Annotated in this window: 16 protein-coding genes; 6 read left to right on the top strand and 10 right to left on the bottom strand. The window is 44.8% G+C overall.

Annotated features, from left to right (window positions below; all coding sequences use genetic code 11):
• Nucleotides 1-4: 4 nt before the first annotated feature.
• The 5 genes from Q0307_RS12785 to glpD all read right to left on the bottom strand — a co-directional run bounded on the left by Q0307_RS12785 (nt 5) and on the right by glpD (nt 5,456).
• Complete coding sequence (locus Q0307_RS12785) at nt 5-781, bottom strand: carbohydrate ABC transporter permease (RefSeq protein WP_298661191.1); 777 nt, start codon at nt 779-781, stop codon at nt 5-7.
• Between the two features lie 81 nt (nt 782-862).
• Nucleotides 863-1,732, bottom strand: coding sequence for a carbohydrate ABC transporter permease (locus Q0307_RS12780; protein ID WP_298661166.1), 870 nt, complete (start codon nt 1,730-1,732; stop codon nt 863-865).
• Entirely contained in the window at nt 1,729-2,820 is a 1,092-nt protein-coding gene (locus tag Q0307_RS12775; protein WP_298661164.1) for an ABC transporter ATP-binding protein, read from the bottom strand. The genes Q0307_RS12780 and Q0307_RS12775 overlap by 4 nt, the downstream gene beginning before the upstream one ends.
• 9 nt (nt 2,821-2,829) lie before the next feature.
• Complete coding sequence (locus tag Q0307_RS12770) at nt 2,830-3,918, bottom strand: ABC transporter ATP-binding protein (protein ID WP_298661163.1); 1,089 nt, start codon at nt 3,916-3,918, stop codon at nt 2,830-2,832.
• A gap of 29 nt (nt 3,919-3,947) precedes the next feature.
• Entirely contained in the window at nt 3,948-5,456 is a 1,509-nt protein-coding gene (gene glpD / locus Q0307_RS12765; protein ID WP_298661162.1) for a glycerol-3-phosphate dehydrogenase, read from the bottom strand.
• 133 nt (nt 5,457-5,589) lie between these two features.
• On the opposite strand from glpD, the gene Q0307_RS12760 reads away from it, so the two are divergent.
• Nucleotides 5,590-6,351 carry a DeoR/GlpR family DNA-binding transcription regulator gene (locus Q0307_RS12760; protein ID WP_298661161.1) on the top strand — a complete coding sequence of 254 codons (762 nt, stop codon included), beginning with the start codon at nt 5,590-5,592 and terminating at the stop codon, nt 6,349-6,351.
• Here the strand turns inward: Q0307_RS12760 and Q0307_RS12755 are convergent.
• Both Q0307_RS12755 and Q0307_RS12750 read right to left on the bottom strand, forming a co-directional pair.
• Nucleotides 6,348-7,412: a glycosyltransferase gene (locus Q0307_RS12755; RefSeq protein ID WP_298661160.1), complete on the bottom strand. Its 1,065-nt coding sequence runs from the start codon at nt 7,410-7,412 to the stop codon at nt 6,348-6,350. The genes Q0307_RS12760 and Q0307_RS12755 overlap by 4 nt on opposite strands.
• 143 nt (nt 7,413-7,555) lie before the next feature.
• Nucleotides 7,556-9,325 (bottom strand): ABC transporter ATP-binding protein, encoded by a 1,770-nt coding sequence (locus Q0307_RS12750; protein ID WP_298661159.1) that lies wholly within the window; start codon nt 9,323-9,325, stop codon nt 7,556-7,558.
• A 134-nt stretch (nt 9,326-9,459) separates the two neighbouring features.
• Between Q0307_RS12750 and Q0307_RS12745 the strand changes: the two genes are divergently transcribed.
• Nucleotides 9,460-10,671, top strand: a complete 1,212-nt coding sequence (locus tag Q0307_RS12745; protein WP_298661158.1) for a DUF3419 family protein — start codon at nt 9,460-9,462, stop codon at nt 10,669-10,671.
• 2 nt (nt 10,672-10,673) lie between these two features.
• The gene (locus tag Q0307_RS12740) at nt 10,674-11,378 is read left to right on the top strand and encodes a class I SAM-dependent methyltransferase (RefSeq protein ID WP_298661157.1); all 705 of its coding nucleotides are present in this window, start codon (nt 10,674-10,676) and stop codon (nt 11,376-11,378) included.
• Here Q0307_RS12740 and Q0307_RS12735 read toward each other — a convergent pair.
• The 3 genes from Q0307_RS12735 to Q0307_RS12725 are packed head-to-tail and all read right to left on the bottom strand — an operon-like array spanning nt 11,375 to nt 13,436.
• The gene (locus tag Q0307_RS12735) at nt 11,375-12,724 is read right to left on the bottom strand and encodes an AarF/ABC1/UbiB kinase family protein (protein WP_298661156.1); all 1,350 of its coding nucleotides are present in this window, start codon (nt 12,722-12,724) and stop codon (nt 11,375-11,377) included. The genes Q0307_RS12740 and Q0307_RS12735 overlap by 4 nt on opposite strands.
• Nucleotides 12,725-12,766: 42 nt before the next feature.
• Nucleotides 12,767-12,922, bottom strand: a complete 156-nt coding sequence (locus tag Q0307_RS12730) for a DUF2256 domain-containing protein (RefSeq protein WP_298661155.1) — start codon at nt 12,920-12,922, stop codon at nt 12,767-12,769.
• Nucleotides 12,923-12,926: 4 nt separating this feature from the next.
• Entirely contained in the window at nt 12,927-13,436 is a 510-nt protein-coding gene (locus Q0307_RS12725; RefSeq protein ID WP_298661154.1) for an ecotin family protein, read from the bottom strand.
• Between the two features lie 419 nt (nt 13,437-13,855).
• On the opposite strand from Q0307_RS12725, the gene Q0307_RS12720 reads away from it, so the two are divergent.
• From Q0307_RS12720 to pstA, 3 genes are all read left to right on the top strand, one after another.
• Nucleotides 13,856-14,914, top strand: a complete 1,059-nt coding sequence (locus Q0307_RS12720) for a substrate-binding domain-containing protein (protein WP_298661153.1) — start codon at nt 13,856-13,858, stop codon at nt 14,912-14,914.
• A 201-nt stretch (nt 14,915-15,115) separates the two neighbouring features.
• Nucleotides 15,116-16,504, top strand: coding sequence for a phosphate ABC transporter permease subunit PstC (gene pstC / locus Q0307_RS12715; protein ID WP_298661152.1), 1,389 nt, complete (start codon nt 15,116-15,118; stop codon nt 16,502-16,504).
• Between the two features lie 12 nt (nt 16,505-16,516).
• Nucleotides 16,517-17,806 (top strand): phosphate ABC transporter permease PstA, encoded by a 1,290-nt coding sequence (gene pstA / locus Q0307_RS12710; protein ID WP_298661151.1) that lies wholly within the window; start codon nt 16,517-16,519, stop codon nt 17,804-17,806.
• Nucleotides 17,807-17,808 lie beyond the last annotated feature (2 nt).

Below are 17,808 nucleotides of genomic sequence, written 5' to 3'. Positions count from 1 at the left end.
TCCTTTACACACGGCCCAAGGCAAAACCCTTGGCGATATAATTACGCACAAACCAAATCACCAAGGCTCCCGGAATAATGGTCAAGATACCCGCTGCCGCTAATACACCCCAATCCATGCCTGAAGCGGATACCGTGCGTGTCATGGTGGCGGCGATTGGTTTGGCAGCAACTGAAGTTAGAGTACGTGCGAGTAAAAGCTCTACCCACGAAAACATGAAACAGAAAAAGGCCGTGACACCGATACCCGAAGCAATTAAGGGCATAAAAATTCGCGTGAAAAAGCGTCCGAAACTATAGCCGTCAATATAAGCTGTTTCGTCAATTTCCTTTGGTACACTGGACATAAAACCTTCCAAAATCCACACTGCCAAGGGCACATTAAATAAACAATGCGCGAGTGCTACGCCAATATGCGTATCGAATAAACCCACTGAGCTATATAGTTGGAAAAAGGGCAGGGCAAATACTGCAGGTGGTGCCATACGATTGGTCAGAAGCCAAAAAAACAGATGGGTATCACCTAAAAAGCGGTAGCGCGAAAAGGCATAGGCGGCCGGTAAAGCCACAGTGATCGAAATCACGGTATTCATCACCACATAGGTGATGGAATTAATATAGCCACCATACCAACTGGGGTCGGTAAAAATGGTTTTATAATTGGCTAAAGTAAAATTTTGTGGCCATAAACTAAAAGTAGATAAAATTTCCTCATTGGTTTTTAAACTCATATTGAGTAACCAATAAATCGGTAGCATCAAAAAGATTAAATAAACCGTCATAACTATGCCTTGACGGGTAAGACGTGAGCGTTTAGGTGCAAGCGTGGGGCTATGGGGAAGGGTAACAGTCGTATTCATCGCTTATTGCCCCTGTTTATCAAGGTTAGTCATCACCGTATAGAATACCCAGCTCAGTAAAAGAATAATGAGAAAGTAAACCAGCGAGAACGCCGCAGCAGGGCCCAAATCAAATTGCCCAATCGCCATTTTCACTAAGTCAATAGATAAGAAAGTTGTAGCATTTCCAGGGCCGCCACCCGTGACTACAAATGGCTCGGTATAAATCATAAAGCTATCCATAAAGCGCAGGAGCACTGCGATTAATAGCACGCCCCGCATTTTTGGCAGTTGGATATAGCGGAAAATCGCCCATTGACTCGCACCATCAATCCGCGCTGCTTGATAATAAGCTTGTGGAATAGATTGCAAACCTGCATAGCAGAGCAGGGCGACGAGAGAAGTCCAATGCCAGACATCCATAATCACCACGGTAAACCAAGCATCGCCAATATCACGGGTGTAGTTATAATCAATTCCCAGTTTAGCGGCAGTCGCACCGAGTAAACCAATATCCACCCGCCCGAAAATTTGCCAAATCGTACCAACCACATTCCACGGAATTAATAAGGGTAGAGACATTAACACTAAACACACTGAAATTGCCAAGCCTTTAGTGGGCATATTCATCGCTATAAAAATGCCAAGGGGAATCTCAATGAATAAAATTAAGCCGCTAAATAAAAATTGCCGAGCCAGTGCATCATGGAAACGTTCAGAGTTAACGATTTCTTCAAACCACTGTAAACCAGCCCAGAAGAATTGATTATTCCCAAATGTATCTTGAACCGAATAGTTCACTACTGTCATTAAAGGAATCACAGCGCTAAAGGCCACCAACAGCACGACAGGTAATACCATCCACCACGCTTTATTATTCCACGTTTTATTCATGCTGCGGCCTCCTGCTTGAGTCGCCAGCCATTGGCGTAAAGATGGATATAATTTGGATCGAGAGTTAAGTATTTATAGTCGATGGATACGGGCTGATCTTCCGGCACGATAATATTAATTTCCTTACCCTGATAGTCAGCGCGGGCGATTTTATGCCGACCAATATCTTCAATACGCTTAATCGTCACGGGTAGACTATGCGTAGATTCGGTAATGCTGAGTTGGGTAAATTCGGGGCGGATTCCTAGCTCAATGTGGTCTCCGTTTTTGGATGCATAGTGGGTATTCAGCGGAATTCTTTGCCCATTTAAGTGTGCGATATTCCCATCGACTTGCACTGGTAATAAGTTCATCCCCGGACTGCCAATGAAATAGCCAACAAACGTATGTTCGGGCTGTTCAAATAGTTGCTGTGGCGTACCTATTTGCACCACATAGCCGTCATACATCACTACCACTTGATCGGCGAAAGTGAGTGCCTCGGTTTGATCGTGGGTGACATAAATCATGGTGCGATTCAATCGTTGATGCAAGGCTTTGAGTTGCATCCGTAACAGCCATTTTAAATGCGGGTCAATCACGGTGAGCGGTTCATCAAAAAGAATCGCTGTCACATCTTGGCGGACTAAACCACGCCCTAAGGATATTTTTTGCTTGGCATCTGCGGTTAAACCGCGCGCTTTTTTCTTCAGATCAGCGCTGAGTTCTAACATATCGGCGATTTCAGTGACACGCGCTTTAATCATGGCTTCGTCTTGTTTGCGATTACGTAGCGGAAAGGCCAGATTGTCATACACACTCATGGTGTCATAGACCACTGGAAACTGGAACACTTGCGCAATATGGCGTTGTTCAGTGGGTAAGTGAGTCACATCTTTGCCATCAAATAGCACTTGGCCTTGGCTGGGGCTGAGGAGGCCGGAAATAATATTTAACAGTGTCGATTTGCCGCAGCCTGAAGAACCCAGCAGGGCATAAGCTTTGCCGTCCTCCCAAACTTGGTCGATTTCTTTTAGGGCATAATCCTCTGGCCTGTGCGGATTAGGGAGGTAGCTATGGGCTAGTTTTTTCAAGTAAATTTCTGCCATAGTTGCTCCTTAGGCGGCCTTTGCCAGAGCTGAGGTACTCACTAATGCACCTTCAGTATCAAATACATAAGTATATTTAGGTTCCACATACAAGGTGAGGAGCGTGTTCGGAGGTGGTTCATTAATACCGGATAGTAACGCCACCCAACGCTGTTCACCGTGTTTGACATGTACGAAGCTTTCCGAGCCGCTAATTTCTACGACTGTGACAGTGACTTGGAAACTCAAAGCATCAGAACTAGTGCGTTCTAAGCTGAGATGATTAGGGCGGAATCCAAGGCTATAAGCCTGATTCGGTAAATTTGCCCAGACACCGGTAGCGGGTGCAGTTTGCCCATTATCGAATGTCAAGTGTGCACCTTGTTTGGTGAAGCGTAAGAAATTCATCGGTGGGTCAGAGAATGCCCGCGCCGTCGTCATCGTATTGGGATTGCGATACACGGCTAAAGTCGGGGCGAATTGAGTAATGCGACCTTCCCAAAGAGTGGCGGTATTGCCGCCGAGTAATAAAGCTTCAGTCGGCTCAGTCGTCGCATACACAAATACTGCGCCCGAAGCGGTAAAAATCCGTGGTAATTCTTCGCGCAGCTCTTCGCGCAGTTTGTAATCAAGATTGGCGAGTGGTTCATCCAGCAGCACTAAATCAGCATCTTTCACCAAGGCGCGCGCTAAAGCGCAACGCTGTTGCTGACCACCGGATAATTCGAGGGGTTTGCGTTTGAGCATGGGCGTGAGCTTGAGTAAATCCGCTGCTTCTTGCACACGCTTATCAAGCTCTTTTTTATGCAAACCGCGAATGCGTAAAGGTGAGGCAATGTTCTCATACACGGTCATGGCTGGATAATTAATAAATTGCTGGTAGACCATGGCAATATTACGTTTTTGCACGGGCTGGCCGGTGACATCTTGGTCTTTCCATAACACCCGCCCACTACTGGGTACATCCAAACCTGCCATTAAGCGCATTAAGCTGGTTTTACCCGCAAGCGTAGGCCCGAGCAGTACATTTAAACTGCCCGCTTTGAGGTGTAAAGACGTAGGATAAATATGTGTATCTCGTCCAACGACCTTAGACACTTGCTCCAGTGTCAAGCTCATGAATTTTCTCCCTCCTCCTGTATGCGTGGTTAGTGCAACCACGCCTTGAATGCAGTGCGCTGCTCCGGCGTCATATGTAAGCCTAACTTACTCCTCCGCCATAGAATCGCATCTGCATCCTTTGCCCATTCATGGACACGCAAAAACTGCGCCTCACGTTCTGTTAAACTAGCACCAAATGCCTGCCCTAGATCGCCTAAACTTTTAGCATCACCTAAAACGTCCCAAGCACGCTTGCCATAACGGCACATCAAACTTTCTGCCCAAGCATGATTGACAAAGGAATAGTCCTGCTGCAATTGCTGAATCAATTGGGGACGTTCTTCCAAAGCAAATTCACCACCTGGCAAAGCGGCATCTTTAGTCCATTCAGCACTTGCATTCGGCATCCATGTTCTTAATTTACTTAAAGCATCTTCCGCTAAACGCCGATAAGTGGTGATCTTGCCACCAAATACATTCAATAAAGGTGCTTGTCCTGCTTCATCTTCCACGCGCAGAACATATTCACGAGTAGCCGCTTGCGCTTGGCTTGCACCATCATCATAAAGGGGACGCACCCCCGCATAAGTCCAAACCACCGAGGAGCGCTCGATTGGCTTTTTGAAATACAAACTGGCTGAATCACACAAATACTGTGTTTCTTGTTCGGTAATTTTGACCTGCTCTAAGCTGCCATGATGATCGGCATCTGTAGTGCCTAGCAGGGTAAAATCCTGCTCGTAGGGAATCGCGAACATAATGCGCCCGTCGGTATTTTGGAAAAAATAAGCCCGATCATGCTCATAGAGTTTGGGCACAATCACATGACTACCCCGCACTAAGCGTACATTGTGTTTATCCTCGGCTAGGACTTTGACTTCATGTAATAAATGATCAATCCAAGGCCCTGTGGCATTCACGAGTATCCGCGCTTGAATAGTTTCGCTTTGTTTCGTTTCTTGATTTTCCAGCTTTACCTGCCAAACACCATTCACTCGTTTAGCGCTAGTGCAGCGAGTTTGGACACGAATATCTGCACCACGCTTGGCGGCATCTAAAGCATTCAAGACGACTAAACGTGCATCATCCACCCAGCAATCTGAGTATTCAAAAGCGACTTCAAAATTATCTTTAATCGGCTCACCAAGTTCGGAGTGCTTATTTAGCTTAAAAGTCTGAGTAGCAGGCAAGAGTTTGCGACCACCCATATGGTCATAAAGAAATAGACCTAGACGTACCAGCCAAGCAGGTCTAACAGCTTTATTGTTGGGGAGTACAAAACGCAAAGGCCAAATAATGTGCGGTGCGTTTTTTAATAAAACCTCACGTTCCGAAAGAGCTTCACGCACTAAACGAAATTCATAATATTCCAAATAGCGTAAACCGCCATGAATTAACTTAGTACTTGCGGATGAAGTACTTTGGGCTAAATCGCCTTGTTCCGCGAGTAGAACCTTCAAACCACGACCCACCGCATCGCGGGCTATACCACAACCATTAATACCGCCGCCAATGACAGCCATATCATAAGTTTCAGTGGATGATGAATTTAGCATCGATACTATCCTGTGGTTGCTTTATAGTGCGATGGTTAGTTTCTGAAGTATCAATAGATATTTTCGTTTTTGCAAGATTTGTTTTCGTTATTTCGCTATATTTTATGCATTCAGGCTCGCAAAGGAGAGGATAATGCAACAGTCATTACGCCAACAACAAATTATGGCACTAGCGCGCAGTGCTGAACGTGTTTTGGTTGACGAACTGGTTGCCATCTTCGATGTGACTCCCCAAACCATCCGTAAAGATTTAAATGAGCTATGTGAAGCCAGACTCTTAGCAAGAGTCCATGGCGGTGCTTTATTGCCTTCAGGAGTCAGCAATATCGGCTACGAGCAGCGGCGCAATACGGCTTCAGAAGAAAAGCGCTTAATTGGACAATTGTGTGCGGCACAGATTCCGAATAATAGCTCACTGTTTATTAATATCGGCACAACCACCGAGGCCGTCGCGCAAGCTTTGTTAAGCCATCAGAATCTGATGGTAATTACGAATAATCTGAATGTGGCGAATATTCTGATTCAAAATCCAAGTTTTGAGGTGATTATCGCTGGGGGGGTAGTGCGTCATTCCGACCGTGGGGTGATTGGCGAAGCCACGGCGGATTTCGTGAAGCAGTTTAAATTGGATTATGCAGTGATTGGTGCTTCAGCCTTGGATGAGGAAGGGGCATTGCTAGACTTCGATTATCGAGAAGTGCGCGTGACACAGGCGATTTTAAATAATGCACGAGAGCGGTTTTTAGTCACTGATAAAACTAAATTGGAACGCACAGCACCCGTGAGAGTCGGGCACGTATCGCAATTAACAAGCTTATTTATCGATAGTTTAGAGCGTCCTAAGCTGGCACAAGTTTGTGCTCAGCATGGTGTCTCCGTGCATCAGCTTAGTTAGTAATCGACGGCTGCTCGTAAGTTAGCCTGTAAACGTGCTAATGGCTCAGTCGGTGTTTGCGGTGAAGCAATCAAATGCGCAATGATCCCCCGTGCCTCAGAACGATGACCACAGTTCACAGCACACACAGCGAGTTCATCTAAAAACCGCCAGTTGTAAATTTCATGCTGTACAAAAAGAGGATCATCAGAACCTCGAATAGGAGTAGTTAGTTTAGCTAGTTGATAACCAAGGCTATAAAACTCATGTTCTCGGCATAAGCGCACGGCTTGGTATAAAGCCTCAAGGCGGCTGGGACGATAATAAAAGGCTTTTAAATAGGCTTCAATAATGTGCGCTTTGTCATAATTGAGTAACTGATAACAACGTGCCATGCTAAAAAGTGAGTAGTAGACCTCTTCCTCCCAGCCTCCCATTGCTGCCCGTTTTTTGAAGTTTTCAAGCGCTTGCTGATACTGATTAGCGTCTAAATAGCTACGTGCTAGATAAAAGCGATAGCGGCTATTGTCTGGCTCTTCTTTTAAAGCTTGCTCAAGAATTTCAGCGTCTCGGATATATTTATCGGGGTCTTGATTGCGTGCCCCTTCACGCGTTGAGGTGATATAGCAATTAGCGGCTGGATAATCTACAGGATCGTAATTATCATCAATATTTAAAACTTCATGTAAGACACCGCACCATTGAGTAGGTACTGATGAGCGTAGTAGTTTAATGTTGCTATACACGACCTCATTCTGACGCATGTTTAACAGATAGATATGCTCCGTAAGATCATGAAAGCCTAAATCATCCTGCCAAACGACATAATCATCGGCATCCATAAATAGAATATAATCGGCTTTGTTTTTAGCGGCTTCTAAGGCTAAATTGCGATTATGTGCAAAGTTTTTCCAAGCATGTTCATGTAACTCACCGGGAATCTGCGCTTGCTGAAAATACTCACGAATAAAGTTTTGAGTGCCATCGGTGGAGCCGGTATCACTGATCACCCAGTAGTCAATATGTGCTTTTAAACTATCCAAGCAGCGCTGAATAATGTGCCGCTCATTTTTAACGATCATATTCAGGCAAATGCTGGGTTTATTTTTAGAGAATGTAGCTGGCATAGATATGTGTATACCGTGTTGGAATGATTATATCTATAACTATAAATCCTCATTCAAACAGTGCCAGTTTTGTGGGATAAGCTGTCAATTTAGGAAGACTAATCTAAATTCAGGAACTCACCACTTTGATGTTGCCACATCTGATAATAATGCCCTTGTTTAGCTAGGAGTTCAGCATGCGTACCTTGTTCTAGAATGCTGCCATTAGCGAGCACAATAATCCGATCCATCCGTAGGATAGTGGACAAGCGATGTGCAATCACTATCGCAGTTTTATTCGCAATTAACTCAAAAATTGCCGTTTGAATGTGTTGCTCCGTGAGGGAATCCAAAGCACTGGTCGCCTCATCCAACACAACAATCGGAGCGGCTTGCAATAGGGCGCGTGCGATGGCAATACGTTGTTTTTCACCTCCCGATAATTTCACGCCACGCTCACCGACTAAAGTATCGAAGCGTTCAGGGAGCTGCTCAATAAAATCTAAAGCTTGCGCTTGGCTTGCGACACGTTCTAATTCGGCATCACTGACGGTTTTGCCTAATAAAATATTATCTTTAATACTGCGATGAAATAGCTCAGGCTGTTGGGGTACGAGTGCAATTTGGCGGCGCAAAGAGGCTAAGCTGAACTGTTGTGTAGGGATGCCATCAATTAAAATTTCACCTTGTTGTGGCTCGACAAAGCGGAATAAGAGTTTGGTCAGTGAAGTTTTGCCTGAGCCTGAGTGACCAACCAAAGCAATTTTTTCCCCAGCCCGAATGCTTAGATTAAAGTCCACAAATAAGCCACCAGTTACTTCGGTGCTAGCGGTTTTGTTTTGCCGATAATCAAAATGAATCTGCTTAAACTCTATTTGACCTTGCTGGATAATATGGGCTTCGGCTTGTGGTAAGTCCTGTTCTAATGACTGATTTTGAATAATGTTGGCCATTTCGCGTGCATCAGCAATAGCACTAAATAAACCACGAAAGCTTTGGCCAAACTCCCATAGATGGCGCAATAGTACTAAGAGTACGGTTTGGAAGAGTACATACTGACCGACCTCAAATTGACCGCGCTGCCAATCTTGAATCATGTTGTAAACCAAAATGAATTCAATGCTAGAGGTGAGAATGGCTTGCACTGCAAAGGAGATAAACATCAAGATCCATGCAAAGCGACGCTTTTTATACAAAGTAGTGGCGGCATCACGCACATGAGCTTGTTCGGTGGTTTCTAGAGCGAAACTTTTGAGTACAGCAATATTGCTAATATTATCTGAGTACAAGCCACCTAACTTAGAATCCCATTCGGCAACCCGCTCATCGTATTTTAATTTCCACAAGGAAAAACCAAGATTCCAAGCTACAAATAAAATAATAAACACCATGAAATAAGCCGCTAATAAGGGGTCTTGCTGGAAGAATAAAAATAGGGCAATCCCCGTGGCGAGTACTTTGCTATATAGCTGAAAGACTAACCAATCGGTAAGGCTTTCAAAAGAACGAATAAAGCGTGAGGCTTGTTTGACTAAACTACCGGCAAAATTATTTTCAAAGAAGCGGTAAGGTTGCTTGAGCAAGACATCAAAACAGAACGAGTCCAGATAACGCATGCCTCCGGCTTCGAGTGGCACAATCCCAAACTCTAAAGCCCGCCAAATAAACCATTCCATTATGAAAGCGAGTGCTAAATACAGCAGGTTCTGCATGAGGACTTCGGTGCTTGCAGCACTGACAGGCTGCGCGAAAGCATTCGCCATATTTTTAAAAATCAGCGGAATCAATAGCTCTATACTGACCGCTGCGGTAATCGCTAGCAGCACTAAGCTAAGCCAGACTCGCTGGCGCCACCATAAACGTCCATATTCTTTTAGTACTAATAGCATAGCAAGCTCCTAAGAGTGCCTAGTGTAACCAAGAATCTCAGCTCGGTTTAACTAAATCGTCATGGGCTTGTCATGCAGTTTTCATAGCTAACTAGCAAAATCTTGAAAAGTTTAGACAAAGGGGAATTGTCCAAATGGCTAGTTCAATCGCTTTACGTGAAGCCGTGCAACAAGCTGCACCTCGTTCGCTGCTTGGCTTACAACAGCGGCTGTTTAGCACTTGGTTTGACAGTTTTATCTACAATCAGATTTGGGAAGACCCGCGAGTTGATCTACAAGCTTTGCAATTGCAAGCAGATAGTCGAGTGTTAACTATTGCTTCTGGCGGCTGTAATGTTCTGAATTATTTAACCGCTAGCCCAGCGCATATTACTGCGATTGATTTAAACACTTATCACTTAGCACTGACGCGTTTAAAAATCGCTGCTTTTAAATATCTACCTGACCACGCCACTTTTTATAATTTTTTCGGCCATGCGAGTAAACTCAGTAATTTAGAACGTTATCAAGCCTATATCCAGCCACAAATTAGTACTGAATTAGATCATTTTTGGTTTGGTTCAAGCCTATTAGGTCGTCAACGTATTAGTATGTTTGCCAGCGATTTGTATAAGCAAACGCGCTTTGGTTATTTCATGCGTGGTTTACATTGGCTAGGGCGACGCATCGCTTGTAAACCACAGTTAATACTCAAGGCCAAAAGTCGCTACGAGCAAAAACTAATCTTTAAGCGCCATATTGAGCCATTCTTCGAGCATCCTCTGGTAAGGCTGTTCGGCAAGTTGCCAATGTCGGTTTTTAGTTTGGGTATTCCACCGCAACAATATCAAGCCATGCAAGCGGAGAGTAATCTATTGGAGCAATACCGTCAGCGAGTCGAACGCTTAGCGTGTGATTTTCCGATTCAAGATAATTATTTTGCTTGGCAAGCTTTTGCCCATAGCTACGATCATGCGAACCGCCAAGCGCTGCCGGACTATTTAAAAGCGGAGCATTATCAGCTCATAAAAACACAATTACATAAAGTAAAAACGCAGTTTGGCTCGATTATTGACTATCTAAAAGCTCAAGATGAGCAAACCTATGATCGCTTTGTGTTCTTGGATGCTCAAGATTGGATGAGTGCTGCAGTACTTACTGAATTATGGACAGAGGTCTTGCGAGTCGCTAAGCCAGAAACGCGGATTATCTTTCGCACGGCTGCTGCAACTTCGCCGTTAGAGCAGGCTTTGCCACCTGAACTCTTAAAGCGTTTAGTTTACGAGGCCGAGGAGTCGGCGGCTTTATTTAAGCAGGATCGTTCAGCGATTTATGGTGGTTTTCATCTGTATCGTTTGGCTGCTTGAGAATGCAGGGTACAAATGCAGCCTTCCGCATGGATCAACAGTATCGCTATCAGCGTTATATTTATGATCTGTCGAGAAAATACTATCTGTTAGGGCGTGATACTTTACTAAAAGAATTGCGTTTACCCGTTGATGAGACTTTATTAGAAATAGGCTGCGGCACGGCATGCAACCTCAGCAAACTCGCTTATCGTTATCCCACAGCACAGCTATTTGGTGTTGATGCCTCTGCGCTGATGTTAGAGTGTGCACATAAGCATTTACAAAATACTCCTTATCAGGCTGCCATTACCTTGCGTCAGGGTTTGGCGGAGCAAATTCGTTGGCAGGATTTTGACTTAGAGACCGCTTGGGATCATGTACTGTTTTCTTATGTGTTGTCGATGTTGCCCGATTGGCAGCTTGCTTTAGAACATGCCTTGAACCAGCTCAAGCCCCAAGGTTGTCTACATATTGTGGACTTTTCTGATCAAGCGCAGATGCCTACTTGGTTTCGCCAAGGCTTACTGAAGTGGTTAGGGTGGTTCAATGTGTATCCACAAGCACACTTATTAACACAATTAGAGTTTTTAGCAGCCAAACATAATGCCGATTTGCAGATCAAGCATTTAAGAGGGCGCTATGCGTTCATAGCGCATTATCGTAAACGTGAACCACTCAATACACAGGCTAAATTACCCGATTTAGCTAGTTATTTAGATCTCTAATGCAGGTAAGGCTCAAACAAACTACGTACATCTACTTTCGCACGTAATTTAGCGGCCAATAAATATAGGCCCCCCAATTTACGATGTAAGAATAAAGCATCTGCCGGTGGGCTATGCCAGTAGCCTTGCTCCATACTGAGCACTAAACCCGCATCACGAATACGTCCGGCTAAGCTAGAGGCGCCAAAGTCATACACACCTTGCCAACGTAAAGGCTCGCAAGCTTGATTGAACAGATCAATAACGGCTTCGCGTTGTTGAGGATGAATATGTGCTTGGAAGAAGCCAATTTGCGCTGCAGCGGCATCCATTTTAGCGCGATCATATTCAATCGCCCCTTGCATTAATTGCCGATAAGCTTCAGCGATTTGCAGGGGATATTCACGGGTAGCGCCAAAATCAAGCAGAATGAGCTGTTGATTTTTCTGATCATAGCGGTAATTAGCAAAATTAGGATCGGTCTGAATTAAGCGGAATTCAAAAATTTCGCGGAATAATAAACCTAATAAGCCGGCCATGACTTGATCGCGCTCGGCTTGTGAGGCATAAGAAATACGCTCAATAGGGGTTCCCCCCATAAATGACATAGCTAGAATATTACTGGTGGTCAGGTCTTCATATACTTGCGGCAAGGTGTAATGTGAACTGTCAGCTAACAAGCTTTGATATTGGCGCATGTAATCAGCTTCGCGCATGTAATCAGCTTCTTGACGTAACTGACGTTTGGCTTCATTTAAGAGTGGCTGATAATCAACGCTTTTGGGAATAAGTCCTGATAAACGTAATAAGGTTGCTACATTGTCCACATCGCTATCAATACTTTCGCGTACATGTGGATATTGAATTTTTAAAGCTATATGCCGACCATCTTGGGTTTGTGCAGAATGCACTTGCCCAATAGAAGCAGCCGCAATTGGTTGGAAACTAAATTGCTTAAATTTAGCTTTCCAATCTTTACCCCAATTTTCTTCCAAAACCTGTGTCAGTTGATTCAAAGGCATGGGTTTTGCGTCAGCGCGTAAGCTGACAAAAATCTCGCTTAGCTCAGGGGGCAGTAAATCGCCAGCATCTAAAGACAGTAGTTGCCCGACTTTCATCGCAGCACCACGTAGACGTGCTAATTCATCAGCAACTCGTTTAGCATTCGCTGGGGTCAACAACAGTTCACCCATTTTCGGGCGATGACCGTGGGCGAGTTGACGTGCACCTTCAGCCAACATCCCACCTGCAACACCGGTAGCTAAAGAGCCAAGGCGTGCAAGGCGCGCGATACGGCCAGCAGGTACGCTAGCGGTCTCATTAATAACAGTTTTTTCGTGCTCAGGTGTTTGGGGTGTGGTCGTCATAACTAGCCTTATAACTTGCGTTAATCGCTCAAGCAACTGAACTCAAGCGTTTGGTGCTTGTTTAACCGATGTACGGCGGCACCGTTCCGAGCAGTACTTCACCTCATCCCAACAAGCTTCCCACTTTTTACGCCAGCTAAAGGGGCGTTGGCAAGTGCTACAGATTTTTTGGGGCAGATATAGCTTTTTATGTGCCATTTTGCTACTCAGGTTTAGCAGTACCTCGTTGCTGAGGTACGAACACTTCATACTGTATATTAAAGTCTTTAGGGACATAATAAATCAAAGGCATTCTGCTGTTATAGCTTAGCGTTTGCTCAGCACCTGCTACGGGTACAAAAGCAGTACGTAAGCTATTCGGTGGGCAAGCCATCATCGTTGACATAGCATGGCCTTGAGTGCGCAGTACATAGAAATTATAGCCCCAACCTTGTAGGGTTTTAGTCTCTAAAGTCCCAGCATAAGCTTGGTTATTACAATCAACTTGGCTTAATTTACCGGGTGTTACACGCACTAATAAGGCATTTTCATTCGTACGAGCAGGTAAACGAATCACTAAACGCTTATCACCTGCATGAGGTTTAGGGAAAGGTTTTATGCTCACTTCAGAGTTACTAGCCGGTACTGTTGGGCTGCCAGCCATCGCAGTTGGCAATAGGGTGCTAGTTGTTAATAAGAACGCGGTAGTGCTGATTAATTTTAAGGCTGACATTAGAGGCTCTCGGATGATTTTATTGTGAGGAAAAAAGTCTTCAAAACAAGCTAAAGCATAGACCAAGCCTTAAGCAATAAGTTTCTAAGAGTCTCTTGGGGCTAGTTAGTCGTTGAGTGATTGAGCCATGTAATGCTGGAGTGAATTAAATATTCGGGTGCTTGCAAATAGGCTGAGCGTTCTAAAGGATGCTCTAACTGCTCATTCAGTATCTAAAGTACTATAAATCAACGTATCACGAATTACCCCATCAGGCATGATCGCACTGCGCCGTAGAATTCCTTATGTTTTCGTCTTGAGCTGCTTTTAATAGATTAGGTGCATGCCATTTAGTTAAGGGCTTCATGTGTCACAACACTGTCATATTCAGGTTCTACACTGTGCAGCATCTTAAGGCTTAATGAACGGAGAACGCTGAAATGAAAAAACTGTCTATGGCTATCGCAGCGGGCTTGCTGGTTGCTACTGGTGCTGCTCAAGCTCGTGACAATATCTCAATCGTTGGTTCTTCAACGGTTTATCCTTTCTCAGCAGTCGTTGCTGAAAATTATGCAAAGAAAACGGGCAATCCCGCTCCTAAAGTTGAATCTACTGGTACTGGCGGTGGAATGAAACTGTTCTGCGAAGGTGCTAGCGTTGAAACGGCGGATATGACAGGTGCTTCACGTCGGATCAAAGAAAGCGAATTGGCGGATTGCAAAAAGAATGGCGTTAGCCCTATTGAAATTAAAATTGGTTATGATGGTATCGCTATTGCTAACGCAAAAGATGCCGAAACTTATAAATTAACCCGTAAAGATTTATTCCTAGCTTTAGCTAAAGAAGTGCCAGACACTACGGGTGGCAATATGGATGCTGTCACGGGTAATTTGAAACTGATCCCTAATCCGTATAAAACATGGAAAGAAGTGAATGCTGAATTACCTGATACGCCCATCGAAGTCTTAGGTCCACCACCGACTTCAGGTACACGTGATGCTTTCGTTGAGTTAGTCATGCATACAGGTTGTAAAGAATTTCCAGCTATTAAAAAACTGGAAAAAGAAGATGAAAAGAAATTCAAAGCAGTTTGCGGCAACATGCGTGAAGATGGCAAGTACATTGAAGCGGGTGAGAACGACAATCTGATCGTCCAAAAACTGCAGGCTAATCCGAAAGCAGTCGGTATTTTTGGCTTCAGTTTCTTAGAGCAAAATGCTGATAAGGTCAAAGGCTCTTCTATCGAAGGCGTGGATATTACCTTTGAAAATATCGCTGCTGGTAAATACTCCGTTTCACGTCCTTTATATCTCTATGTGAAAAAAGAGCATGTTGGTACGGTTAAAGGAATTGAAGAGTTTGTCATGGAATTGACCAGTGATGCAGCTTGGGGTGATACCGGTTATTTAGCAGAAAAAGGCATGATTCCGATGCCAGCTACGGAGCGTGCTGCTAATAGTGATGCTGCTAAAAGTCTAAAAGTTCTTGAGTCTCTCTAATTAGCTATTGGTTTTCTTGTTAACGTTTGGGAGCTAGCTGACTAGCTCCTATTTTTTCAGCGGTAAGGCGGTCACTTTGTCATAAAGTTGTCATAAAGTTGTCATAAAGCCTCAGTACTATCCGCTTGCAGCAGCCTAAGCTCTCATGCTTGCTTATGCTGCTTACTGCAAACCTTCTTTTTCTTTGTGGTACACACACGTATGAATACGTCAATCATCTTGCTTCTACTGCTGGTGTTAGCTGCATTTAGCTACTTCTTTGGGCGTAAGCGGGCGTTGGCCGTATCGAATGGCAATCGTGGAGTGAATAAGCTGCATTCTCTACCGGGCTATTATGGTCATTTGGTGGTGGTTTGGTGCTTATTGCCTTCGCTCGTTGCTTTAATGTTATGGTCATTCTTCAGCCCAACTTTTATTAGCCAGAATGTCATTTCTAGCTTACCTGCGGAAATTCAAAAAGCTGATGCCACGAATGTGAATTTATTCATGAATCGTGTGGAAAGCATGGCGAAAGCGGGTGTTATTGACGAAACCGCTGAGCCTGCTCAACAGGAAGCTGCGCGCCGCTATATTGAATTGCAACAGAATAGCAATATGATCAAAGCGGTGCTGGTGTTCGCTTTAGCGGGTTTAGGTATTTTTTGGGCGTTTCACAACATTGCGCCTACCTTGCGGGCGCGCAATCAAGTAGAAAAGGTCATTGTTGGTTTGATGATCCTGTGTGCTTCGATTGCGATTGTGACGACTTTGGGTATTGTCTTATCGGTACTGTTTGAGTCTTTACGCTTCTTCCAAGCTGTCCCCATCACGGAGTTCTTGTTTGGAACGCATTGGAGTCCGCAAACGGCTATTCGTAATGACCAAGTCGGCGGTTCGGGCAGTTTTGGTGCGATACCTTTGTTTGCAGGTACTTTGCTGATTTCGGTGATTGCCTTAGTGATTGCAGTGCCTGTCGGTTTAATGTCAGCAATTTATTTATCCGAATATGCCAGTAAACGCGTGCGCGCTTGGGTTAAACCGGCTCTAGAAGTATTGGCGGGTATTCCTACGGTGGTGTATGGTTTCTTTGCTGCTTTAACGGTAGCGCCTTTTATTCGGACGATTGGTGAAAGTATTGGTTTAACCGTCGCCTCAGAAAGCGCCTTGGCAGCGGGTGTGGTGATGGGGGTGATGATTATTCCTTTTATGTCTTCACTCTCAGATGATGTCATCAATGCAGTACCACAAACAATGCGTGATGGCTCTTATGGTATGGGGGCAACTCGTTCGGAAACGATTAAGCAAGTCATTCTACCGGCTGCTTTACCGGGTATTGTCGGTGCTTTCCTGTTAGCCGCTTCCCGTGCAATTGGTGAAACCATGATCGTGGTCATGGCTGCAGGTCTATCCGCCAATCTCACCGCGAATCCTTTGGAGGCAGTCACCACCGTAACGGTACAAATCGTGACCTTGCTAACGGGTGACCAAGAATTCGATAGTCCAAAAACCTTAGCAGCCTTTGCTCTAGGTTTAACCCTGTTCGTCTTGACGCTGATCCTCAATATTTTGGCCTTGCGCATTGTGCGTAAGTACCGCGAACAATACGAATAAATCGGAGCAGGCATGATGCAGATGAGTAATAAAACTGAATTAGTGCGTGCGAGCCTTGCAAAGCGCTATGCCCGTGAGAAACGCTTCCGCTTTTGGGGGTTGGCTTCGATTGTTTTGAGCTTAGCCTTTTTAGCAATTCTGTTAAGCACGATTTTCATGCAAGGTTGGCCAGCATTCACACAAACCTATATGCAATTAGACGTGAGTCTGAGTACTGAGGCTTTGGAGGTGGATGCTAATGCGCCAGCAGATAAGTTGCGTGCTGCGAGTTATGACACCGTGGTGATGAATGCACTGACGACTCGTTTCCCCGGCGTGACTGAGCGCAAGCAAAAAATGGCCTTGAAAAAGTTGGTCAGCTCAAGTGCTACGTATGATTTGCAAAAAATGGTGATGACGAATCCTAAGCTGATTGGTACGCAACAATCCCTGTGGGTGATGGTTGATGATGATATTGACACCTACTTTAAAGGCAATATTGATCGTACTCAGCCAGAAGCAGACCGACGGATTAAAGACTTCCAACTCGTATGGCTGGATGATCTTGAGGCTAAGCATGAAATTGAGCGGCGCTTCAATCTACCTTTCTTTACCTCAGGCGACTCGCGTGAACCTGAGCAAGCCGGTATTTTGAGTGCACTGATGGGATCATTCTATACCATGTTGGTGACGATGACTTTGGCTTTCCCGATTGGCGTTGCTGCTGCAATTTATTTAGAGGAGTTTGCTCCGAAGAATAATCCTTTAGTGGATTTCATTGAGGTGAATATCAATAACCTTGCAGCCGTGCCTTCGATTGTGTTTGGTTTGCTAGGTTTGGCAGTGTTTATCCAATTTTTTGGAGTACCACGTTCAACGCCTTTGGTAGGTGGTTTAGTGCTGACTTTAATTACCTTGCCGACGATTATTATCGCCAGTCGAGCGGCCTTAAAATCAGTACCCCCCTCTATTCGCCAAGCAGCTTATGGCATGGGCGCTTCACGGGTGCAGACGGTGTTTCATCATACGTTACCCTTAGCGATGCCCGGGATTTTAACCGGTACGATTATCGGCATGGCGCATGCTTTGGGTGAAACCGCACCACTATTAATGATCGGGATGGTAGCTTTCATCGTTGATATTCCACAGGGCATTACTGATCCTGCGGCGATTTTACCGGTACAAATTTATCTGTGGTCGGATAGCCCAGAACGTGCCTTTACTGAAAAAACCTCCGCTGCCATCATTGTGCTGTTATTCTTCCTAGTGATGATGAACTTGCTGGCAGTTTTGTTACGTAAAAGATTTGAGAGACGCTGGTAAGC

Origin of the sequence: uncultured Thiothrix sp., from assembly GCF_937873765.1 — a bacterium.
Lineage (GTDB): Bacteria > Pseudomonadota > Gammaproteobacteria > Thiotrichales > Thiotrichaceae > Thiolinea.
The sequence above is the reverse complement of the archived record's forward strand: the minus strand, read 5'-3'. Positions and strand labels throughout refer to the sequence as shown.